A 23,922-nucleotide genomic window follows, 5' to 3' on the forward strand; every position below is an offset into this window, starting at 1 on the left:
GATTTATGGGAAAGGATGCGGGAAGGGGTTAAGCTGCTCCAATGTAAGAGGCTGCTGCACAAATCCAAGATCGACGGGCACCTGTAGGACTCTATCCAAACCTGATAAGCGGGTAAGGTTATTTCCAAATGTCATCGGCAGCATACCGGGAATGATCACTTTTACACCATGCAAATGGTTACGTAACGTTTCAGGAGCAGTTTGATTGACGACTATGACATCAAGCTTCAATCTTTTGAACACCATAAGAATGTCTTTCAGATCGTCAGTCAAATCCGTATGCTGGACTTTCTTTTGCTTGAATGCTTCATCGAATGTTTGCATGGGACGTTGATCATCCAGTAAAAATCGTAGACGCTCCTCAGCCTCCGGCAGGCAGTACAGCATGGAGTGGTCCTCCATTTGGCGCACCAGAGATGAATCTTTGAGCATTTCCATATAGCTCTCGCGATCGGCTTCCAGCTTTACGTTATGCGACTCGATCATACCAGCCATCTCATGAATGGCACTTATCGCTGCTGTTACTGGATCCAGATGTGCTCCAGCTGCACAGATGAGGTTCGCTCCCGTTGGCTTGTTGTTCTTGGCCAGTACCCACACGCTTGGAATCCCGTTTTCCATCGTCATGTTGAACAAATGAACCTCATAGCCGGCCACTGTCCGCAAACGATCAATCATTAAGCTCAATTCTTTGCTGCAAGCGGAATAAGGATCAAGACGCGGGATCGGCAGCTGTCCGTACCAGGTTATCAGGAACGAATCGCGCTCTACGACCTCCAGAATTCCATACAAAATAGCTTCCTCCAGACTGCTGCCCAGCGCACATCCGTTGGAGGCTTCATTGACGTAGCCTTCACCAAAACTCGCACTATAATACGCCAGCAGTTCGGGAACAAGAATCGGACGCTCCTGCAAAAACGAATAGCCCCATACCCAATTGATCGGGTTATTCGGGTGAAACGGCTGGAATGGAAAATCCTCCTGCTCATACTGCTCATCCGAATATACACCTACGTCGAGTGGATGGAGTGCTTGCTCAGCCAGATTGAGATAGCTGTCATGGATCAATGTTCGCTTGCCGCGCGGTACCTGACTGCAATAACGCTCCAGTCCTTCTAATATTGCGGTCAGTTTACTGTTGGCATAGGAATGACTGCGCCCTGCTGTCACCTCGTCTCCTGCAAACAAAAGAAGGTTCGCATGTACACTGGAAAAAGGCGACGCAAGATCTTGCATGGCTGCATTAAAGAGTCCAGTTCGAGAATCTAAATAGTCTTTGATTAATACATCTTTCAGGTCGCTGACGGAACGGCTGCGGTAACTATGGGGACTGCTCTTGAGACTTGGCTGCAGGTTGATCTGGGCTTCTGTTGCCATATCATCGGGCAATCTTCCGCAAACCGGACATAACGGGTCTGGCAAAAAGGAGTGTAGAGAACTTTTCAGTGTTTTCAGGTTAACGAAATAGATCCGTCCCTCTGTGATCGCCTGTTTTCCCTGCAGCACTCTTTGTACTTCCGCTGTGAGCAGGCCAGACATCTGCAATAAGCCAGTATGCGAAATGTCAGATTCAAGTGGTTTTTCCCCGTAAACCAACCAACTCAACTGTTGCTCAGACATCTGAAGACTGCGTCCTGCTGTCTGGTACCGCATACTCGCACATAATGAGCATCCCGGTAACCCGGGTCGTACCAGCGGTCCTACCACACCTTCATCCACTGCAACGAAGCCACTGATCCATGGGATTTCGGTTGACTGCAACACCTCCTCCATCTCATGATAAAAGGAGGAACTCGCTTTATCTCCTAGAACAACAACCAATTTCGCTCCTGCCGGCACACCCTTCTCGAAATCGTTTTGGCGGACGATTGTATAGAAGCTGGACAATTCTCGGAATACAAGTTCGGCAAGTCGTCCCTCTCCGACAATCGCGATGACAGATTTCATCGGGACACCTCCTCTTTCAGCTGCACACCCCATACCCCTGCCAGTCCTTCCTTCATAAAAGGCTCAAATGTCAGATCAAACACAAGCAATTGCTGGCTGCTCTGTTTCACCATTTGCATAGCTTCAGACAGGATTAGAGAGGAACTTTTTTTTGGAACTGAAGGAATGAACAAGTGCACAGGTTCCTTATTAGCCAGATTCACCGAAGACTCATGGCATTGCAGTGGCAGTTGGAGATGTTTATTTGTTGCGAGCATTAGAGCTAGCTGCAGCACACTTCTTAGGGCTAAAGTCGTATTCAAGCCCACACAACCATACCAATGTTCTTCGTTCGTCCTGATCCATACAACAGGAAAACCGTACTGATCTATGCCCAGACCGATCGTTGGCGTACCCTGTAAGGTAGTTATTGCTTGTAAATAAAACTTGCAGTGTTCATCCTCAACAGTATCGAGCAGCACAAGGTTGATGAGAGGCTTCCGGATGGTCGACGATTTGGTTAATGCGTCATTCAAACACAATTGTAATCCGCGGCAAACGCCTTCTGAGATGGTTTCACCCGTTCCTATACCGACAAACGGCTGCACAGCGCCTTCGAATTCCTGAATTCGCGACACATAGGCTTCAATCCCTGCAAGTCCCGCTTCCCGTCGTGCCTCCGCATGGGTCAGACCTGAGCGAATCACAGCAGGCAGCAGCTTGGCTGGTCCTTCCGATAGAGGATCGGCTACCTGAACACGGCACTGCGCTAGTGGAAGCTGCAGCAGATCGCCTTCCTCCCAAATATGAAAAATCCCTGCTTGGGATGAAGTCAGCCTACTGAAGTAGGTAAACCATGCATAAGACTCTCCTTCATCTGTGTATGGTTCATCAAGTTCGTCAAGGATTTCAAGCTCATTCATATAGGCTGCTCTCTCTGGAGCAGCAGTCAGTCCGGTAACCAGTGGATGAGGCAAAAATGAATGCCAATCGCCTTCCAGAGTTTCAAGATCAAGTAGAAAAAAAGCCTGTTCCGCTGCAGCGTCAGTTACTCCCGAAACGGCTTTGAGCCATTCCAATACCATCACATTTGCCAGCATGGCTCCGGCAGAGGTGGAGAAGGCAGACGATACGCTAGGACTTTCCCCAAGTACAGTTTGGTGGATTCGTCGCCACGCAGACTCCCAGCATCCCTCAAAGTCGGGATGAATGATCGGCCCAGCCAAACCCGCTTGCTGTATGCATAGAGCCGGAAGCAGCAGCTTTTTATCCTCCCTACAAACAGCATGCAAATTCCGCAGCTCCTCGATATGATTGTCCTGTGAGACATACAAAATCGAATGAAAGGAGCTCACTGCTTGCTGCCATCCAGTCCTTTCGTTATGCTCCAAAAAAAGTTCTTTAATTTCTGCCTTGGGATCTGATTGTCGAGCATAATCGATCAATTCCTTCAGCCGCTGGCGGTCGGTTGGCACAGATTCTGTGATTAGTATATGGAAACTGAACCATCCTGATTCAAACAATGCCGAAACCAATGATAGCAAAAAGGGACCAGAGCCAATCGCCAACAACTTAGTTTGAAGATACGGATTTAAGGGGACAAGCGACTTGGGATTTGGCATTTTCGCACCTCCTGACAGGAGCAGACTTACACTTTTGCCTGCATGTGTACATCTTATCGTATGTGGAATTCCTTGTCCTTCATGCCTTTTCTATTGCGTATTTAGAGCTATTCGTAGTTGCTATTGGAAAACTTTGATCAGTGTGCTTCTACTTTTCCCATGTTAAGATGAGAATCTCTTAAAAAGACAGCCAGTTTTAAAGCTGCGCATCTTGTTTTTTTGAGAGAAACTATTCAGGCCGAAGCTTCTTATTGAAGCATGGGGGAACCTAGTATTTGGGGTGAAGCCATATGTATGGCCGGGCGATTACTCTTTGACCCGAACCCGTCAGCTAACCTCATAGGCCGTAAAAAAGAGAGGATGTTCATCATGTATTTGAAGAAATCAGTATTAACCGGTTTACTTGCTCTGGGTACGATTGTTGGAGCTACGGCTGTATCAGCTGCTCCATGTTCGGTAACAGGTAATGATACAATGTGGACTATCGCCAAGCAGCAAGGGATTAACTTAAGTGACCTTATTCAAGCCAATCCACAGATTGCTAATGATAAAAATATTTGGCCTGGTATGGTTTTGAATATTCCTGGTCTAGGTGCAGGTAAAGGAATAGGTTTTGGTTCGGGCACAGGCTTTGGTACAGGTGCAGGTAACCATGAAGGTGGAACTGGAAACAACGTAGGAACAGAAACAGGAACCAACACAGGAACCAACACAGGAACCAACACAGGAACAAATACAGGAACAAATACAGGAACCAACGCAGGTACTGGAACTAATGCTGGAACTGGATCAGGTTCAGATGCTGCGGTTCAGCAGGGTTCAACAGCCGAATCAGCTTATGCCAATGAAGTGGTCGCCTTGGTAAATCAAGAGCGCTCGAAGGCAGGTCTCAATCCATTGACAAGCGATAGCGCTTTGTCAGCTATGGCATTGGATAAAGCTAAGGATATGTATAACAATCATTATTTTGATCATAATTCCCCAACCTACGGTTCTCCATTTGATATGATGAAAACATATGGTATCCAGTATTCTTATGCTGGTGAAAATATTGCCATGGGTCAGAAAACTCCTCAGGATGTTATGACTGCCTGGATGAACAGCGAAGGGCATCGACAAAATATTATGAGTCCTAATTATACAAAAATTGGCGTGTCTTATTATAACGGCGAGTGGGTTCAAGAATTTATTGCGAATTAAGCATGAAACCCCTTTTGCCTAAGCGAAAGGAATTTATAACGTATGAAGCATTTAAAAACTTTTGTTACAGGGATTGTGCTGCTTCTTATGAGTCTGGGTACTTTGCATACCGATCAGGCTCAAGCGTCAGCTTTACTAACAAAAGGGATATCTAGCGGCGATGTTTGGGATATGCAGTTCCGTTTTAGAACATTAGGGTATGATCAGCAGGTGCTCGATGGGATATTCGGTTCACAAACCTTAGCCACGGTTAAACAGTTTCAACAAGACTATGGCTTAACTCCTGACGGAGTTGTAGGCGAGCAAACGTGGAAAACCTTAAAAACCTATTCGTTAAATCAGAACGAGTTGGACATAATGGCTAAAGTGATTTATAGCGAGGCTCGCGGAGAGCCTTATGAGGGACAGGTTGCAGTTGGGGCTGTGATCATGAATCGAATTGAATCGGGTCAATTCCCCGACAATATTCATGATGTGGTGTTTCAAGCGGGTGCATTTACGGCAGTCGATGACGGCCAATATGCACTGACTCCAGACAAAACCGCATATTTGGCTGCACAGGACGCTTTGCGCGGCTGGGATCCTACTAATCAGTCACTCTACTATTTCAATCCGAAAACGGCTACCAGCAGATGGATCTGGTCCAGGCCGCAAACAATAACGATCGGAAATCATATTTTCGCCAAATAAGGTTTTGAAAGACAGTAACTTATGAAGGGATTCAAATCCCTTTATGGTTACTGTCTTTTTGATATCAGCTTAGATACGATCTATCTTCATCAACTCGGCTACGATTAGGAGATTTTGTTATTAGACAAAGATACTAAGCATTCCTGATTAGATGAAGGTTCTCAAAATGATAACAAGAAGAATGTAGAGTACAAGAATAACACCTGTAGTAGTTCCCAAACCGTAACCTCCACAACTTGCACAACTTGCACAACTAGCGCCAACTCCGCCTACGAATCCCATAGTTTCAACCTCCCTCCATCCCATCTTCTGTATGTTATGATGGTCAGAAGCATACGGATTGGACTCAAGAAAAATGTGCGTTTGTAGGGGAGGAACAAGTCGTTCCAAGATGGATAGGATTACGTATGATGTGATGTGGGAGAAAGCCGCCAACTGCTCCCATGCAACCCCATAGATCAATCCCCAAAAAGACGGTTTCCTTCATGGGACCGTTTTTTTCTTGTACGAAATGGGGTATCGCAAATGCAAGTTATCTTCTATAATATAAGGAAATTAGTGGAATAACATAGATGAGAAGGAGGTACACTCATGTCCAAGGTGAAACAGCTATCCGCGCTGCTATCGACGATGCAGGTAATTGATTTGTCCCATACGTATGAGGAAAATATGCCGGTCGTCCAATCGCATTCCCGCTACTTTCATACCCTTTGGGATTCGTTCGAGACGGGAAGTATTGCACTTGCGTATCAGTTGATTATGAATGAGCACTGCGGCACGCATATGGACGCAACCGCACATTTTATTCAGGAGGGTCATCCGGCACATCAATACATGGATGAAACAGCGATTACGCAATTCTTTGGGAGGGCGCTGACACTTGATTTCTCTCACTATACGGAGAACGATTTGATGTCGGCAGCGGAAATTGAACAGTGGGAGCAAGAGAACGAACGCATTCAGGCTGGTGATATCGTATTTTTTCGCTTCGGATGGGACAAGTATTGGGTACCACGGACGGAGAGTTTACAGTTTAGTAAAGCCTGGCCCGGTATTAGCGGTGAAGCGGCGCAACTTCTTGTAGATCGAGGAATTAAGGTGGTTGGCTGCGATGCGATTGCTATTGACGGAAAGGCATCACAGAATTCGCCTGCTCATTACATACTATTAGGTAATGGAGTCAATATTGTGGAAAATCTGACACGGCTTGAGGAAATTATCGGAGAATCCTACGTATTCGTCGCCCCGTTGAAAGTGAAACAGGGCTCGGGTGCTCCCATGCGGGCACTGGCATTCAAAGAATAGCCAGACCATATAAAAAGACGGTTTCCTTCGTGGAACCGCCTTTTTTTCTTATTCTTTTCATTTAAGCGGTTATCTACACCATATCTGCAAAGCTGTTAAATGGTTTGTAGGACAAACTTCTCAACGACGTGTTTAACGCCATCCTCGTTATTGGACAAGGTTACGTAATCGGCGATTTCCTTCAGCGAATCGACGGCATTGCCCATTGCCACACCAAATCCCGCAGCCTCAAGCATTTCATGATCGTTCCAGCTGTCCCCGATCGCCATAACCTCTGACATATCATATCCAAACCGTTCAGCCAAAAAGCGGATCGCATGGCCCTTCGTACCTTCCCGGTTCACGATCTCGAGAAAATGAGGCTTCGATTTCGTAATATGTACGAGATGGCCGATTTCATTGCGCAGCTCTACCGCAACCTCATCCAGTCGACCCGGATCATCAATGATTAACAGCTTGGTGGATGGCTTATCAGCCAGCTCACGAAACTCGGGGTAGACGGTATAAGGAATTTTTGACAACGCAGCATAATCCCTACTTTTATCATTATCTGCTTGTACATACAAAATGTCCTCTAAATAGGTTTGCAAATGGAGCCTGTTGCGTTCACAGTATTCGAAAATATGGTGCGCGGCTTCAGAGGGAACCGTGCGCTCATAGATCGTTGCGCCATCCTCTGAATTTTTTACTAATGAACCTTGATACGTAATAAGCGGAACGTTCAAGCCCAGCTGTGCAGCCATCTGTTTGGCGGAAGCATACATCCGGCCGGTTGCAAGCGTTACAGTAACACCCTGCGCGAGAGCTTTCTCCAAAGCGAGCTTGGTGCCTTCGGTTATTTCCTTGCGGTCGTTAATCAGCGTATCATCAATATCGATTGCCAGCATTTTGTACATCTTATATCCACTCCTTAGTCTGTCTACGGCTCTTATTATACATGAGAAGGGCAAACATCGCACTCGCCTGAAGCTAATTATGATTAAACCTTATGTGTAACGGATATCCGTATAAAGCGGGATAAACATGGACTTACACGTAGTGGTTAAACGAAAACAAATAGACTCTGGTCAATTAAATCAAACGCTTTTGGAACGATAACAGTAGAAGAAAAAAGAAATATTAATAAATTGTAAACGTTTTATTGACATATTTGATTATTTACGTGTATGATATGTGTAAGTTAATAGTTGTGTAGGAGAATAGGAGATACACATAAACTGCTTGTTTCATGACAAAGCATTTTATGTGTTTTTTTATTCTCTAAATGTGTACCCGTGTTATCTAGAAAAGCTGAGTAACGATGCCAGCCTACATCTTAGAAACTCGGATTATGGAAGGGAGAACGACCGAGTCAGACACCGTCAGCACAAAAGAGGGAACGCTCCCACAGCTGATAAACGTAACTTTGTTAAGAAAGGGGTATGCAATTTGTCGTCGAATGAAAGCGTTTTAAAAAATGTCAAAACGGATAGTGCATTACTAAGAAAGAAAAAGTTAGGGGAAAACCTGTTAGCCTATTTGTTTTTAGCCCCTTCGCTGATTCTGTTTATAACCTTTTTATTTTACCCAATGATCAAGTCTGTTTACCTTAGCATGACGATTACAGATCCTCGCGGCAGGGTCGTTGAGTTCGTTGGACTGGATAATTTTACGGACTTGTTAACCTCAGGTCAATTCTATTCGAATCTGAAAGTAAGCTTGCTGTTTATTTTGTTAACGGTACCTACTTCGATCATTTGGTCCCTTTTTTTGGCAGCAATCACTCATAATAAATTGCGAGGCATGAAGGTATTCCAATTTATTTTTTCTTTGCCTATTGTGATTTCAGTTGGTACCGGTTCGATTATCTGGTTTTTGTTGTTCCACCCGACTGCGGGTATGCTGAATTACTTCCTAAGCTTTGTTCATATCAGCCCCATTCCTTGGTTGACGGATCCTTCCTGGGCGCTGGTATCGATTTCCCTTATGACCATATGGATGAACATGGGCTTTCTGTTTATCGTATTGTCGAGTGGGCTTCAAGGCGTTCCAGAGGAAATATATGAGAGTGCCAAAATTGACGGCTCCGGCCCTGTGCGGACCTTCCTCCAAATTGTTTTGCCATTGTTGACGCCAACGATCTTTTTTGCCTTAATCGTGTCCGTCATTGGTGCATTCCAGACGTTTGGGCAAATTCATATTTTAACAAAAGGTGGTCCTATGAATTCAACCAATGTTGTGGTGTATTCAATTTATCAGGATGCTTTCGTTAATTTCCGTTTTGGGATCGGGAGCGCGCAGGCTTTGATTTTGTTCCTGATTATTTTGGCCTTGACCTTGTTCCAGTTTAAAGTTTTGGAGAAGAAGGTGCATTATCAATGATTGCAAAGAGAATCACACCAGTTATTCAGTACCTGCTGCTGCTTTTGATGGCGCTTGCGGTATTGTATCCGCTTTTATTTAGCGTATTGTCATCCTTTATGACGGAGAAGGAAATATCCAACTTCCCACCGCCCTTATTCCCATCGCAATTATATTTAGGGAATTTCCAACAGGCTATCGAAAGTTTTCCTATCATCCGTTTTATTTTAAACAGCGTTATCGTGTCTTCGGCGATTATGGTGAGTCAGGTCATTACGTCAAGTTTAGCGGCCTACGCCTTCTCCTTCATGAAATTTAAAGGGAAAAATGCTTTGTTTGCGATCTTTTTGGCGACCATGATGATTCCATGGGAAGTTACGATTATTCCGAATTACTTGACGATTAAAAGCTGGGGCTGGATGGACAGCTATCAAGGCTTGATTGTACCTTTTATGGCAGGGGCCTTTGGTGTATTTCTGCTTCGCCAGTTTTTCCTGCAGCTCCCGAATGAGTTGTTCGATGCGTCGAAAATAGACGGATGCGGGCACATTAGGAACTTTTTCTCGATTGTCCTTCCGCTGTCGAGACCGGCTCTTTCAACCCTTGGGGTTTATGTTTTTCTAACGCATTGGAACCACTATCTGTGGCCGCTTTTAATTACCAATCGTCCTTCCATGAGAACCGTGCAAATTGGTGTCGGTATGCTCCAACATGCTGAGGTCATGTCGTGGAATCTCATATTGGCAGGGGTGACGTTGGTTCTTCTCCCTTCTTTTCTTCTACTGGCTTTGGGTGTTAAACAGCTGGTAGGTGGAATTACCGCAGGAGCCGTAAAAGGATAACCCAGCTTTAATGATCTGGCTGTTATTAATAGGCCTATCATATATGTAATCAATTTTGATTGAGGAGAGGAATAAACAATGAGTAAAAAAGGGTTAACGGGCGTACTAATGGCCATCATTATGATTTTTCTGGCCGCATGTAACGTAAATATGGGCGAGGGCGACGGAGGCAAAAAAACAACAGAAGCGCCTAAAGCAGGTGAAACCAAGGCTAGTGCTCCTAAAAAGGTTGTATTCTGGCATGCTATGGGTGGATCAAACACCAAGGTTGTAGAGCAATTGGTGACCGATTACAACTCATCCCAGAATAAAATCCAGGTAGAGGCTGTGTTTCAGGGCAGCTATGACGACCTGCTCAGTAAGCTGAAAGCTTCAATGGGCACGAATGATGGCCCTTCCGTTGTGCAGATGTATGAAATCGGAAGCCGCTTTATGATCGATTCCAAAACGATTACGCCGATGCAAAATTTCATTGATGCAGATAAATGGGATGCTACCCAACTGGAGCCGAATATTGCCGGTTACTATACACTTGGCGGCAAGCTCTATTCCATGCCATTCAATACGTCCAATCCAATTCTTTATTACAACAAAGACTTATTCAAAGCAGCTGGTCTTGATCCCGCAAAACCTCCAAAGACTTACGAGGAATTGAAAACAGCGGCTGACGCTATCACCAAATCCGGTAAAGCAACAGGTGCCAACTTTGCGATTTATGGCTGGTTTATTGAGCAGTTCTTCGCTAACCAAGGCGCTGAATATGTAAACAATGGAAATGGTAGAACTTCGCAGGCTACAGAGTCATTGGTGAACTCGGATGCAGGTGTGAAGACATTGACCTGGTGGAAGGATCTTGTCGATACAAAAGCGGCCAACAACCTGGGACGTAAAACAGATGATTCCAAAAAAGCATTTTCAGCTGGGCAAGTGGGTATGATTCTGGAGTCCACTGCAGCACTTAAAGGACTTGTAGACAGTGCAAGCGGTAAGTTCGAAGTAGGTACCGGATTCCTGCCTAAACCTGCAGATGCCAAAGAAGGCGGCGTTGTTGTCGGTGGAGCGAGCTTATGGATGATGAACAACAGACCTGATGATGAGCAAAAAGCGGCTTGGGATTTCATTAAATTCGTGACATCTCCTAAAGAGCAAGCTTACTGGCATATCAATACAGGCTACTTCCCAATTACAACAAAAGCTTACGAAGACAGTACAGTAAAAGAAAACCTGAAAAAGTTCCCGCAATTCCAGACCGCAATTGATCAGCTTCACCAAACCAAGCTGAACACAGCCACACAAGGCGCAGTTATGGGCGTATTCCCTGAAGCTAGACAAATCGTCGAGGGTGCAATTGAAGAAGTACTTAATAACAAAAAATCACCTAAGGAAGCTTTGGACGGAGCTTCAAAAGAGATCAGTTCAAAAATTCAGCAGTACAACAAAACAGTAAAATAATTTATCAGGGGCTGCGGCCCCTGCCGGAAAGGGTACAGGTATGCCGAATCATAAACCTTTGATTATTGCACATCGCGGATCTAAAGGGATGGCCCCAGAGAACACTCTGGCGGCCTTCCAACTCGGTTTAAATCAAGGATGCGAGGGCATCGAACTGGACATACATTTGACCGCTGACGGTGAAATCGTAGTCTGCCACGACTTGACATTGGATAGGACGACCAACGGCAAAGGCTTCATTGTGGAAAAAAGTCTGTCAGAGATCAAAACCTTTGACGCTGGATCCTGGTTTGGAGACTCATTCAAAGGGGAAACCATTCCCACCTTGAACGAGGTGTTTGATCTTGTGCCCGATACCATCATGGTCAATGTGGAAATTAAATATGCATACGGGGGTCAAATTGAGCATAAGCTGTTAGACTTACTCCATAAAAGAAACCGCATGGATAACGTCGTGATTTCATCTTTTGACCATAAGTGTGTGAGACGAGTCAAGTTAATGGAGCCTGCAGCCAAGATTGGTTTGCTGTACCAAGCCAATTTATTAGATCCGATTGCTTACGCACGCAGCTTTGATGTAGATGTGTATTCGCTTCACCCTTACTTTCAACATTTGGACGCAGAGGATGTGTTGAAAGCTGTAGAGAATGGACTTTATGTTTATCCTTATACAGCGAACGCAGAAAGCGATTTGCTTCATTTGACTCAAATCGGGGTTTCAGGAATAATTACAGATTTTCCTGGAAGATTGGGTGCCCTATACAAAGATCGGGATTTGCAATAAAAGAATAATCTTTGTCAGGACCCAATAAACATTGCCGTTATTATGCAGACGATGTTAGTAACCACCTAAATTGCTAAAAAGCCTGATCCCAATATTTATCTGGACACAGGCTTTTTAGTGTTGTTGCATTAATGTTACACAAAGAGAGGAGACCTGGTTTGTATGAGTGTTTGGGAAATTAGTCATTGGGAACTGGTCGTTCGAATGATATTGGCCGTAGTCCTAGGTGGTTTAATCGGTATTGAAAGAGAATGGAGTAATCATGCAGCGGGCTTTCGCACTCATATATTAGTTTGCTTGGGGTCTGCTACTATTATGCTTTTATCCAGCTACGGTTTTTCGCAATTTGCGAATGAGTACAATGTGAGAATGGATCCAGCCCGCTTGGCAGCACAAGTGATTAGCGGCATTGGTTTTCTTGGTGCCGGAGCGATCCTTCGTAACGGAAATATGATTAAAGGACTGACAACAGCCGCATCCGTATGGGTTGTGGCTGCAATCGGTTTAAGTGTAGGTGCCGGTTTTTATATGGGAGCTTTGTTGTGTACATTTCTAGTATTAATCAGCTTGTTTTTACTGAATAAGTGGGAAAAACATTTGCTTCGCAACCGAAGATATCATGAAGTTGGGATTCATATCATCGACAATCCAGGCTCGCTGGGCAAGATTGCGACCATATTGGGAGATTACGACCTTGCTATCGTTAATTTGAAAATGATACCGAACGAAAATACGCCGGATGATCCAGCAGCATTGCCCTCCATGCAAATCTTGTTCAGCTTGAAAATTCAAAAGCAGGAGAATTTAGTCATTGCCCTGGAGCACATTGCCAAGCTGGACGTCGTACTTTCGTTAGAGTCTCAACATATAACTTCTATTAAGAGCAGCAATGCTTCCAAAATGAGTGCATTCTCCGAGTAACCAAGTGTTGGACTGGATGGCTCGCAGAAGCAGATTGGGTCCATTAGTCAAAGATGATGTGAATGATGAGCCTGACTAATCATTGAATATACGTACCCTTCATGCACACTTCTAACGATGGAAACATCTTTAGAAGGAGTGCATTTTTATTACCAGAGGTGGGCATCGCATAACGCATACCGCATATCTGGACAAGCATAGCGATGATTGATATAAGAGTCTTTTTAACGAACTGATTTTTCGGTATAGTCGTATTCAAATTGTGTGATAGAATGCTAACTATATAAGATGAACCAAAGAAACACACAGCCCGAGCGGAGAAAGCGGTCCCGTCTGGAGAAACGAAGTGTTCGCCTTTGCAGACGGATTCTTACCCCTTTGGGGCTAAGAATACAAAGAATCTGGCTGCAACAGCGATTGGAAGAGGGGTCTGCTTTCGCAGCGCCTCTTTGCTGTCATGATGTTTAGTTCATCTTATATAGTAGTAAGCAGTTTATTGGAACTTGGTGCAAAACATGACAAATAGGAGTAAATACGATGCCGATATGGATCCGATCATTATTAGGAATCAACCGAAGCTTTAGAGTGAAGCTGATTCTCAACTTGTCCCTCATTATATTGCTCGCTTTTGGCATAACCGGTTATTTAACGTACCAATACAATATGGAGCTGTTTGAGGAAGAAATCAGCAAACAATTTTCGAGCACGAATCAAGAGGCGTTGGCCAAGATGGATCTCAAAGTGCAGGAGATTATGCGGATTTCGCAAACCGTGGTGTTTAATCCCCAAATTGAAAAGATGATTAGACAAATCAATTCGAATGAGGACTCTGACGCATTTAGTTTATATTATGATAAAAAACAAATCGAGGATCAGATTTTCCAGATTAAATCCGATGCTCCCTATATTACAGGGATGTACTTGTATGATTTGGAGGGGAATTCTACTTACTTCAAGTACACGACCTCAGCGATCAATAATCTAGATCAAGATGTGTTTAAAATCATTCGCTCGCGGCTTGACGATACATATGGTGATTTGATTTGGATGAATATGCCTTTACCCAGCTCTATTGAGCCGAGTGGACTCCGAAAAACAATTATTACGTCCCGTTTGATGAAAAATAGCAACTTAAATACGTACGGTGTGTTGGTGATCACGATTGACGAATCGTTTTTTTCCAGTGCATTGAAAGAATTGACGAAAGAAGGAGCAGGCGACGTTCATTTGTTCAATCCCAATAAGGAGCTGCTTTACAGCAACTCGCCGCAGGATACAGAAGCAAGACTCCAACTGCTGAGAAGCCTGAACGAAACGGAAGTCATCCATAATTTTATGTATGTGCAGGGTGAATCCAAAACAACTTCGTTCAAGCTGGTCAGCGGTACTTCACTGACGGAGATTCAGAAAAAGAACCGGGAGATTTTCCAAAGAATTGTATACTCCGGCTTGATCAGCATTTTACTGACTAGTGGTTTAATCGTTTTGTCCACGGGAAGTCTGTTGAGACCACTTAAAGATTTGCTGCAAGGACTTCGCAAAGTTCGATCTGGGGATTTCGAGGCGCGGATTCAGATTCGAACGAAGGACGAACTGGCGTATATCGCGGAAAGCTTTAATAATATGGCAGAGCATGTGGAGCGGTTGATCAAGGAAGTGTATATGACACAGTTAAGCGAGCGGGATGCTGAGTTTAAAGCGCTTCAGGCACAATTGAATCCTCATTTTTTGCATAATATGTTCAACGAGATCTACTGGAAGCTGTATTTACAGGACGAGAAGGAAACGGCATCCTTGATCGCTGCTATATCGGAGATGCTAAAGTATTCTTTAATGCCAGTTAAAACCTTAACTACCGTGAGAGAAGATTTACAACAGGTACGCAATTATGTCAAGCTGCAGGCTGAGCTGTTTGAGGCCGATTTGGAAACGATCATCCAAGTAGAAGAACAAATGCTGGAATGCGAAATTATGCGTTTTCTGATTCAACCGCTTGTAGAAAATGTATTTGTGCACGGGTTTCGTAATAAAGTTTCCCACAAAATCCTCCTAATAAAAGTGCGAAGCCAAAGCGGTTTTCTGGAGATTGAAGTGACCGATAATGGCTGTGGCATAGACGATTCGGTCATTTCCTTGCTGCTTAGGCGGGAAGGCACATCCTTGCCACAGCGTTCAGATGGACGGGAAAGTCTTGGTGTGAGAAGTGTTGTGAGAAGGATCGAGCTTATCCATGGCTCGCCTTATCGATTGGAGATTGTTAGCACCATGGGAAGCGGGACTACCATGCGGCTTATTTTGCCCAACATCAACACCCAGAAGGGAGAGCAGGAGCATGCTGAAAGGTAAAGTGTTAATTGTAGAGGATCAGCCTAATTTTCGAATGGGATTGACCAAAATGTTTGAGGAGGGGCAGTTAGGATGGCAGGTTGTCGGTGAAGCCGGTAATGGGCAGGCTGCTCTGGAGCTTTTGGATCAAGTCAAACCCGATCTGGTGCTTACTGATATTCGTATGCCGATTATGGACGGAATTGAATTCGTCGGGCATTTGCGTCAACATTATCCTGATATGCTGGTAGTCATCTTAACCGGATACAAAAACTTTGAGTATGCACAGGCTGCCGTACGCCTTGGAGCGCTTGATCTCTTAATCAAACCGTGTACAGAGCAAGATGTAAATCAGGTAATGAGCAAAGCGTATGAACGTTTTTATGAAAAGTATGCATTGCTGGAGAAGCAGCAGGTACAGCACAAGCAGCAGCAGGAACAAGAGCTGTGTGCGGTGTTATTAGATTTGCCTTCTCCGATGGGAATATCCAAAAGTTTGGATAACATGCTGATGGGCCAGGAATTGTGGCTGCTGAAGTGGATGAATGAGAACACACCTATTCACAACTATGGGAAAAACGATATGAGTCTTCTTCAGTTTGCTTTCTCCAATATCGTTGAGGAGCTGCTGAAGGAAGCAGGGATTCAAGCAAGGCTTTTGCTCGTTGAGCACGATCGTTTTGTTCTGATTTCGGAATCCGCTGGATTGAACGTAAGCTTGAAAGCAGCAATTCGGGATGCGTCACTGCAATATTTGAAAATTCGTATAGAGATGATTTCGATGGGAGACGCACCTGCTGCCAAACATTTGGCGGCCTTATATAACAGGTTTAAAGGGTTGGATAACGAATCTGCAGGCCTGTACGCTGCGACTGAGGGTGAAAGCGGCTATGGTATGAAACTGTCATCTAATCAGGCCCGAGTCAAGGAATTGGAGGTCCAACTGATGTCTGCCATTTTAATGGGTCAGGAGGACAGTCTTCAGAAGCTGTTGGATCGGCTCATTAAGGAACTGTCGAGCCAATCACATGAAGAGATGAAAATAGGAGCATTGTCCCTTTCCATTGCCCTGCTTGGAACGATACACAAGCAATTTGATCCTGATGAAAACAGCCTGCTGGCCAAAATCCCCAGTGACATACCGGAGGCCCATTGGACTCCAGATGAGGTTACTCGGTGGGCAAGCGAGCAAGTGAAGAACTTCCTGCTGCTGTTCAATAACTGGCAAGCGCTCAAAAATGACAATTTGATGGAGCGAGCCGTCAAATATATAGAGGAACATTATAATGAAGCCTGCAGACTGACAGATGTGGCGGCACATGTTCATCTGAATGCAAGCTATTTTAGTGTATTGTTTAAGAAGACGGTAGGAGAAAGCTTTACTCGTTTTGTCACCCGTACCCGTATGGACAAGGCGGCCCTGCTGCTTCGCAACACCGATATGAAAATATTTGAGATCGCTTGTGCTGTAGGCTTCGATGAGCCCAATTACTTTACGAATGTGTTTAAGCAGCAGTATCAAATGACGCCAAAAGAATATCGGAATTATCGGGATCCTGGGTGAGCATGAGAAGACTGCTTGAAAGTAGTCGATAGCAATGCCCGATTTCACCTAACATTTACACATACCCAATGAAATTATAGATTCTTCTATAATTTTTCAAGGGTTTTTTTTGTTAAATCTCTTATTATAGGGTTATAAGAATGAATGAAGGAATGAAGGAGTGAAGCATACGTGAGAGGAAGTACCCAAGGTGACTCCCGCAATTCAACAATGGCTATTCGAAAAGCCGCGTCTCTGCACCGAAGAAGAAGGCTGAAGCAAAATATCCCATTGTTCATCATGCTGGTTCCCGTGTTTGCCTTTTATATTTTATTCAAATATTGGCCTATGGGCGGTCTTGTGATCGCTTTCAAAAATTACAATTTTGCAGATGGAATTTTGCATAGTCCGTGGGTAGGTATGAAAAATTTTAATATCCTCTTTTCCAGCACCAATACACTCCAAATTATTTGGAATACGTTTTGGCTCAGCTTGTTGAATTTGATTGTCGGCTTCCCGGTTCCTATTTTTCTGGCTATTCTGCTTAATGAGGTCAGGAAGACCTGGTTTAAAAAATGGGTGCAAACGATCATTTACTTGCCGCATTTTTTTTCATGGATCATTGTTTCCGGTATCGTTCTATCCTTGTTTGCAACCGACTACGGCTCGATCAATAAGGTGCTCAAGCTGTTGTCGATTGAACCGATCACCTTTTTGTATGAGTCCAATTCCTGGATCACTATATTTGTAGGATCAGGTGTTTGGAAGGAAATGGGCTTCAGTACCATTATTTATTTGGCTTCGCTAACGACCATTGATCCTTCCCTTTATGAATCGGCTGGCATGGACGGTGCCTCGAAGTGGCGGCAAATTTGGCATATTACACTTCCCGGAATTCGACCGACGATTATTTTGCTGCTTATTTTAGCTATGGGGCGTTTGATGGAGGTTGGCTTTGATCAAGTATACAACTTGCAGAACGCAGCGGTCGCCGAAGTATCGGAGGTCATTAGTACGTATATTTATAAAATCGGTTTAGGGAGTTCGCAATTTAGCTTAACGACTGCCATGGGGCTGTTCGAGTCGATTATAGGCTGTACGCTTGTGCTGATTGCTAATCGTATTGCGCGCAAATTTGACCAGGCTTTATTTTAGAAGGGAGTACGGCATGAAAGCGACAAAAGGAGAAACTATTTTCTATATCGTCAACTACATACTGCTCGCGGTCATTGCTTTAACCTGTCTGATGCCCTTTATCCATATCATAGCTCTATCGCTAAGTGATCGTTCGTCTGTGGAATCGGGACATGTTTTTTTCTGGCCAGTTGGTTTGCAGTTTACGGCTTACAAGATTTTTTTCATTACGAGCCCAGCTTTTACAGCTTTTAAAAATAGCATTATCATTACGGTTGTTGGTGTTACGCTCAGTATGCTCGGTACGGTGCTTGCTGCCTATCCCTTATCCAGAGGTTATTTAATAGGCCGGCGCTATTTCATTCTTGCCATGGTGTTTACGATGCTGTTCTCCGGTGGATTAATTCCTACCTATCTCGTTGTCAAAAACATGTCCTTAATCGACTCCTACTGGGCAATCTGGCTTACCGGGTTCATCAGTACGTACAATATGCTGCTCATGCGAAGTTATTTTGAAAATATCCCTCATGAAGTGGAGGAATCTGCGCGTATTGACGGATGCAACGACGTGTCACTCCTCATTCGGATCATACTGCCGTTGTCGCTTCCGATGCTGGCCACCTTGGCTCTGTTCTATGGGATCAACTATTGGAATACGTTCATGAGCGTATTGATGTACATCAACAAAAGCCAATTGCAAAATTTGACGGTAGTCGTTCAAGCTATGCTGCAAAAAAACGATCTGTTGAATTCCCCCTCTCTGAATGCAGATGAGCAGCAGATGGTTGCGACTGAAATGGTCAAATCCGTTGGCGTCGTCGTGCTGGTAGTTCCTATGCTTGTGGTATATCCGTTTCTGCAAAAATATTTTGTTAAAGGCGTTATGCTTGGTTCCGTTAAGGGTTGATCACGATGGTTGTCCAGTTTAACAAAACTTTACAATATAATTATCAGGAGGAGTTTGTGTATGAACAGAAAGCTATGGATGGGTATGACCTTGGGAGTCGTAGCGTTAGGGGCCACAATCGCTGGCTGCAGCAGCGATAATAAAGAAGGGGCGCCAGCCAACAAGGCGACAGATAACGCAGCAGCCAATAAGCCAGCAGCGACAACACCAGCGCCAGCAGCACCAGCCAAACGCGGAGATATTACAGTAACGATGTATGACCGTGGAGCCGTACCGGCTTCTGAGGGAAATTACGAGGAAAACCGTTGGACCAAATGGATCAACCAAAACGGACCTGCGAATGTGAAGTTCGTTCCTGTCCTGCGAAGCGATTCAACGAAAAAATTGAACGTGCTGTTTGCATCCGGTTCTGCTCCGGATATTATTAACGAATATAACACTCCGTTTCGTGGCAGTTTGTATGATCAAAAGCAGCTGATGCCTATTGATAATATTTTACCGTCTATGCCTGAATACCAGAAGCTGTTGACCCAATATCCGCAGCTGAAAAAAGCGGGCACCAAACCGGATGGCAAGATTTACGAGATTGGCAAGGTGAAAGAAGCTACTCCTGCGCATCTTTTATTAATTCGTACCGATTGGCTGAAAAAACTGAATCTGGCGATGCCCACCACAACAGATGAATTATTGACCGTAGCTAAGGCATTTGCCGATCAAGATCCAGATGGAAATGGTAAAAAAGATACTTATGGAATGAACATGAGTACGTATTCAGAGCAAGCGATTAATGAAATATTCGGCGAAAGCTCCTCCAGCACGTTGTTGGCTTGGGATCTCAAGGATGGGAAGGTTGTCCGTGCTTGGGATAAAGAGCTGGCTTCCCTTGCATTCAAGAAGCGTCTATACGATGAAGGTTTAATTGATAAAGATTTCATCAATGATAAAGACGGTGCAAAGGCTAAGCAGGACTTTTTGAATGGCAAGATTGGTATTTACGTCAAGTTTACCGGTGGTTGGTATGACTTTGTTATGAACGATTTTGCGACACTCAAGAAAAATGTACCAGGAGCTGATGTAGCTCCACTTGCATATCCAAAATCACCAATGGGGACATTTACGGGAGCTATCGATAATCCGATTCAGATGACGACCGTAATTAACGCGAATGCCAAAAATCCGGAAGCAGTTGGACAATATCTGAATTTTATGATGAAACCGGAAAACGCTTTAAAAATTATTAACGGAGACGAAGGCACTCACTGGAAAAAGGCTGCAAATGGTTGTCCGCAGGCTATTGACCCAGCCAAGTCCAAAAATGAGGTCGGTTACGCAGGTGACTATACGATGTTCTTCTCCTCAGGTGTGGATAAATGTACGTTTGTCTTGAACGGATTTAATCCAGAGGTACCGGAGCAAAAAGCAGGTATGGACATGTACAGGGAAATTCAGAAAGTATATTTCGACCCTAAGAGAGAATATCCAGGCATTACCTTAGGCGACCATATGCCTGTATATTCGGCCGACCTGAATTTAATTAATACGACCATTCTTAAAGAAAAAGGCGATATCTTCGTTAAAGCCATTATTAGTGGCAGCAAGTACAGCCCGGAACAGGCGATTAAGGATTCACAAGCAGCTTGGGATAAAGCCGATGGCAAAAAGCTTGAGGAATTTATGAACAAGTGGTATTCCGAAAATAAAGATAAAGCGTTCATGGCTAAAGACGTGAATGAAATCATCAAACAACAAATGGAGCAAGTGAAGTAATTTAAATAGTTGGCATCGTTAAGGGAGGAGCTAGGCATGAAATAGCAGACTGGCTGCATAGGCAGTGGTCGCTTGAATGCTCAGCTCCTCCTATCGAATTGTGTGAACGGAATCGCCTTTCCGATTAAAAAATAATGGAGGCCATCAAATGTTGAATAAAGGGGAATATTCCTTTTCTACGTGTTGGAATATCAAGAGGCATACGGTAGGCAGAGAATTGATTGAGGAGATCAAAGAGCTTGGCTTTCAAAATGTGGAGCTTAATTATAACGTAACCGAAGAACTGCTGAAAACGATAGAGCCGATGATCGAAAAAGCGGAAATTGGCATTTCCAGTGTCCATAATGTGTTTCCTTTTATCAATGACAAAGATTACGATACGGATTCGGTGCTGCTCGGGTACGATGATGAAGTCAAGCGAAAGCGCTCAGTTGAGCTGCTGATTCGTTCTATGGAATATGCGGTTCGTTATGGAGCGAAAGCCGTCGTGGTGCATCCGGGAGAAGTGCCTTTTGCCTATAACATAGACTCGGAATTGAAAAAGCTGTACAGGGATTATGGTAAGGATTCACCAGAGTATCAGAAGCTGTGGGGTGAAATGTGCGAAAGACGTGAACGCTTGAGTCCGATCTATACGCAGCGGATTCAAGACAGCCTAGAGGAAGTGAGCGACCATGCTGCCATGCGAGGATGGAATGTAGCGATAGGCATCGAAACACGTGCCCGCTGTTATCAAATGCCGACGCTGCTGGAAGCCATAACGATATGTGATCATCTCAAGGGAAGTCCGGTTTCCATATGGTACGATATTGGGCACGCGATGATGATGGATCGGATGGGTCTATACGATAATCTTAAGGATTTGCAAGAGGTTAAGCGCTATATCTATGGTGTCCATATTCATGAAACGATTGAGCTGTCTGACCATTACTGTCCATATGTACACAGCAAGGACATGCATTTCTTTGACCACTTCCTTGAAGTGATCGATTTGGCCAAAGCGAAAGTATATGAATTAAAAGCGGTATGTCAGCCTGATGAAATTCATGAAAGCCATAATCTCATTACTCAAAAAATTGCAGCTCTTACCGAAAGGGCTAATTAATATGGATTCTATCGTGACTAAACTGGTTCAATTGAATGATGATTGGACGGAGACTTCAATACATAGGCAGGTTACTGATCCTAACTCCAAATATTATGGTGGGATCATGGATCTACTTAGCGGAATTCCGAAGGCTAACCATCTCGGTACCCCTGCTGTGGTGGCAGCGTGGACGGCAGCGCTTGTAAATCCAGACTCTCGGTATTTCCGCGATACGGAGCTGCTCCGCGCCCTTAGCCGAGCTGCTGTATTTATGCTGAATCGTCAGCACGCCGACGGCACCATCAGTCTTGGTTCAACGAATTTTAATTCTCCGCCGGATACAGCGTTTGTCGTGGGGGGCGTCGCCCAGATTTACCGTCTCCTGCAAAAGCAGGAGTGGCCTGAGGTAATGTCATCGTTAGCCTCAATAAAGCTGTTTCTGGAGCGTACGATTCCTGCACTGCTCAGCGGCGGCTGTCATACTCCTAATCATCGCTGGGTAATGACAGCGGCACTTGCCCAACTGTACGAAATATTCGAGCTGCCGGAGTTGATCGCCCGTGCTGAGGAATGGTTAGCCGAAGGTATGGATATTACGGAGGACGGGGAATGGACCGAGCGCAGCAACGGTATTTATAATGTCGTGAGCGATATTTCGCTATTTCATACCGCACGTGTATTGAACCGTCCAGACCTGCTGGAATACGTCCGGCGAAATTTGCGAATGATGGTTTATTTGATTCATCCGAATGGTGAAGTAGTTACGGAATATTCTGGCAGGCAGGACTTGGGCCAGGTATATGATATGTCCAATTACTTTTTGATCTACCGTCTGATGGCAGCCCATGACCGAGATCCGCTTTTTGCGGCTATGTCCGATTACGCAGCGTCGCTTATGACAAGATACAAAGAAGGCGTCAATAACCATCCGATGACCGGAATCCTGTTATTTCCATCCGATTTGAATGGGGTGGACCGAGGACAGCTGCCCGTTCATTATAAAAAAATCTTCAATGCAGCTCATCCCATTCGTGAACATCTGAATATGGCGAAAGCAGCGGGAAACTTGGTACAACTCGAACACAGCAGCCTGCATACGGCATTTGGAGCTTCGGTGATTCGGATTCGAGAGCTTGATGATAGTATCACGATGATGGCCAATGCTCCAGCCTTCTTTTCGCTTCGTCATGGAAAAGCCCGATTGCTGGGAGTCAAGCTGGCCACCGCCTTCTCTCCCGGGATAGTCAAATTTGACGAATTAAGTGTGAATACAGACGTGTACACATTAAGCCAAACCTTGGAAAAAGGCTACTATGGGCCGATCCCGCAATCCCTTTTATCTGATCTTCCCAATCGCAAGCAGCTTAGCCCATGGTATTTACTGCCACATCAACACCGACCGGTCACGCATTTGCAGCAGCAGTTACTAACTGTAAATATCACACAAGGAGCTGCGGAATGGAAATTGCATGTTCGTTCGGATGAGCGGGAGGATGTGATGATGCAGCTTACCTTTATTCTGGGTGCGGAAGGCAGCATTCAAGGAAATGATATCGAGAATAGCGGCAAAGGGAGATATGTGCTGAAAAGCGGATCATTTACTTACATGACTGAAGAAAGTGCAATCGAAATTTCATCAGGCGCTTATGAGCACTGGCTGCCGGATATACGCAATGACGACCACCCTGCAGGCTGCCAATACGTGCATGTCAATGTGGTGACGCCAATGGACCGTATTTTCACCATTCGGCTGTTATAAGAGGATAATCAATAAGCCCCTTTTTGATCACGAAGTTCACAACTTAAGGAGATCTATGATGGAGAAGTCTATTCGCGGAAACCAGATTGGTTTTGCGGCAGAAAGATCCCGTCTTGAAGGCAAAATCATCGACATGATTCCTCACTAGCTTTAGCGGTTTGCTGAAGATGGTTAATTGAAAACATACTTGAATGGACGTATGGACGGCTGCCTTTATGGGACCGTCTTTTTTTTCTTCATGCTGCTGAATAAGCAGACCTATCAGAGAGTAACATAATTAATCCCGTTATTGTTCTAAATTGTATTGTATGGTAGTCT

Annotated in this window: 19 protein-coding genes and 1 riboswitch; of the genes, 15 read left to right on the top strand and 4 right to left on the bottom strand. The window is 44.6% G+C overall.

Going from position 1 to position 23,922, the window contains the following annotated elements:
• Positions 1-3 precede the first annotated feature (3 nt).
• Both BM210_RS18770 and BM210_RS18775 read right to left on the bottom strand, forming a co-directional pair.
• Complete coding sequence (locus BM210_RS18770) at positions 4-1,947, bottom strand: TOMM precursor leader peptide-binding protein (protein ID WP_091171297.1); 1,944 nt, start codon at positions 1,945-1,947, stop codon at positions 4-6.
• Complete coding sequence (locus BM210_RS18775) at positions 1,944-3,548, bottom strand: hypothetical protein (RefSeq protein ID WP_091171300.1); 1,605 nt, start codon at positions 3,546-3,548, stop codon at positions 1,944-1,946. Before BM210_RS18775 ends, BM210_RS18770 begins: the two co-directional genes overlap by 4 nt.
• A gap of 226 nt (positions 3,549-3,774) precedes the next feature.
• Positions 3,775-3,909, top strand: a riboswitch (cyclic di-AMP (ydaO/yuaA leader).
• Positions 3,910-3,914: 5 nt separating this feature from the next.
• Here BM210_RS18775 and BM210_RS18780 point away from each other — a divergent pair.
• Both BM210_RS18780 and BM210_RS18785 read left to right on the top strand, forming a co-directional pair.
• On the top strand, positions 3,915-4,748 hold the full coding sequence (locus tag BM210_RS18780) for a CAP domain-containing protein (protein ID WP_256223826.1): 834 nt from the start codon (positions 3,915-3,917) through the stop codon (positions 4,746-4,748).
• Positions 4,749-4,790: 42 nt separating this feature from the next.
• A complete protein-coding gene (locus BM210_RS18785) occupies positions 4,791-5,438 on the top strand; it encodes a cell wall hydrolase (RefSeq protein ID WP_091171305.1) in 648 nt (215 codons plus the stop codon).
• 147 nt (positions 5,439-5,585) lie between these two features.
• On the opposite strand, the gene BM210_RS35740 is transcribed toward BM210_RS18785, so the two are convergent.
• Positions 5,586-5,720 (bottom strand): sporulation protein YjcZ, encoded by a 135-nt coding sequence (locus tag BM210_RS35740; protein WP_091171308.1) that lies wholly within the window; start codon positions 5,718-5,720, stop codon positions 5,586-5,588.
• A gap of 309 nt (positions 5,721-6,029) precedes the next feature.
• Here BM210_RS35740 and BM210_RS18795 point away from each other — a divergent pair, with 309 nt between their 5' ends.
• Positions 6,030-6,743: a cyclase family protein gene (locus BM210_RS18795; RefSeq protein WP_091171310.1), complete on the top strand. Its 714-nt coding sequence runs from the start codon at positions 6,030-6,032 to the stop codon at positions 6,741-6,743.
• 95 nt (positions 6,744-6,838) lie between these two features.
• On the opposite strand, the gene BM210_RS18800 is transcribed toward BM210_RS18795, so the two are convergent.
• Positions 6,839-7,639 (bottom strand): Cof-type HAD-IIB family hydrolase, encoded by an 801-nt coding sequence (locus tag BM210_RS18800; RefSeq protein ID WP_091171313.1) that lies wholly within the window; start codon positions 7,637-7,639, stop codon positions 6,839-6,841.
• 610 nt (positions 7,640-8,249) lie between these two features.
• Here BM210_RS18800 and BM210_RS18805 point away from each other — a divergent pair.
• The 12 genes from BM210_RS18805 to BM210_RS18860 all read left to right on the top strand — a co-directional run bounded on the left by BM210_RS18805 (position 8,250) and on the right by BM210_RS18860 (position 23,604).
• The gene (locus tag BM210_RS18805) at positions 8,250-9,104 is read left to right on the top strand and encodes a carbohydrate ABC transporter permease (RefSeq protein WP_371263504.1); all 855 of its coding nucleotides are present in this window, start codon (positions 8,250-8,252) and stop codon (positions 9,102-9,104) included.
• On the top strand, positions 9,101-9,925 hold the full coding sequence (locus BM210_RS18810; protein WP_091171317.1) for a carbohydrate ABC transporter permease: 825 nt from the start codon (positions 9,101-9,103) through the stop codon (positions 9,923-9,925). The genes BM210_RS18805 and BM210_RS18810 overlap by 4 nt, the downstream gene beginning before the upstream one ends.
• Before the next feature lie 78 nt (positions 9,926-10,003).
• Positions 10,004-11,377 carry an ABC transporter substrate-binding protein gene (locus tag BM210_RS18815; RefSeq protein WP_091171320.1) on the top strand — a complete coding sequence of 458 codons (1,374 nt, stop codon included), beginning with the start codon at positions 10,004-10,006 and terminating at the stop codon, positions 11,375-11,377.
• A gap of 40 nt (positions 11,378-11,417) precedes the next feature.
• Positions 11,418-12,161, top strand: coding sequence for a glycerophosphodiester phosphodiesterase (locus BM210_RS18820; protein ID WP_091171321.1), 744 nt, complete (start codon positions 11,418-11,420; stop codon positions 12,159-12,161).
• 162 nt (positions 12,162-12,323) lie between these two features.
• A complete protein-coding gene (locus BM210_RS18825; protein ID WP_091171324.1) occupies positions 12,324-13,082 on the top strand; it encodes an MgtC/SapB family protein in 759 nt (252 codons plus the stop codon).
• Positions 13,083-13,619: 537 nt separating this feature from the next.
• Positions 13,620-15,428 carry a sensor histidine kinase gene (locus tag BM210_RS18830; RefSeq protein ID WP_091171327.1) on the top strand — a complete coding sequence of 603 codons (1,809 nt, stop codon included), beginning with the start codon at positions 13,620-13,622 and terminating at the stop codon, positions 15,426-15,428.
• On the top strand, positions 15,415-16,971 hold the full coding sequence (locus tag BM210_RS18835; RefSeq protein ID WP_177237893.1) for a response regulator transcription factor: 1,557 nt from the start codon (positions 15,415-15,417) through the stop codon (positions 16,969-16,971). The genes BM210_RS18830 and BM210_RS18835 overlap by 14 nt, the downstream gene beginning before the upstream one ends.
• A 210-nt stretch (positions 16,972-17,181) precedes the next feature.
• Positions 17,182-18,105 (top strand): ABC transporter permease, encoded by a 924-nt coding sequence (locus tag BM210_RS18840; RefSeq protein ID WP_091172503.1) that lies wholly within the window; start codon positions 17,182-17,184, stop codon positions 18,103-18,105.
• 13 nt (positions 18,106-18,118) lie between these two features.
• Positions 18,119-18,991 (top strand): carbohydrate ABC transporter permease, encoded by an 873-nt coding sequence (locus BM210_RS18845; RefSeq protein ID WP_091171331.1) that lies wholly within the window; start codon positions 18,119-18,121, stop codon positions 18,989-18,991.
• A 60-nt stretch (positions 18,992-19,051) separates the two neighbouring features.
• The gene (locus BM210_RS18850; RefSeq protein WP_091171334.1) at positions 19,052-20,758 is read left to right on the top strand and encodes an extracellular solute-binding protein; all 1,707 of its coding nucleotides are present in this window, start codon (positions 19,052-19,054) and stop codon (positions 20,756-20,758) included.
• A 148-nt stretch (positions 20,759-20,906) separates the two neighbouring features.
• On the top strand, positions 20,907-21,863 hold the full coding sequence (locus tag BM210_RS18855; protein ID WP_091171337.1) for a sugar phosphate isomerase/epimerase family protein: 957 nt from the start codon (positions 20,907-20,909) through the stop codon (positions 21,861-21,863).
• 1 nt (position 21,864) lies between these two features.
• Entirely contained in the window at positions 21,865-23,604 is a 1,740-nt protein-coding gene (locus BM210_RS18860) for a hypothetical protein (protein ID WP_091171338.1), read from the top strand.
• Positions 23,605-23,922: the final 318 nt, after the last annotated feature.

It is taken from the genome of Paenibacillus sp. 1_12 (assembly GCF_900114475.1).
Classification (GTDB): Bacteria; Bacillota; Bacilli; order Paenibacillales; family NBRC-103111; genus Paenibacillus_S.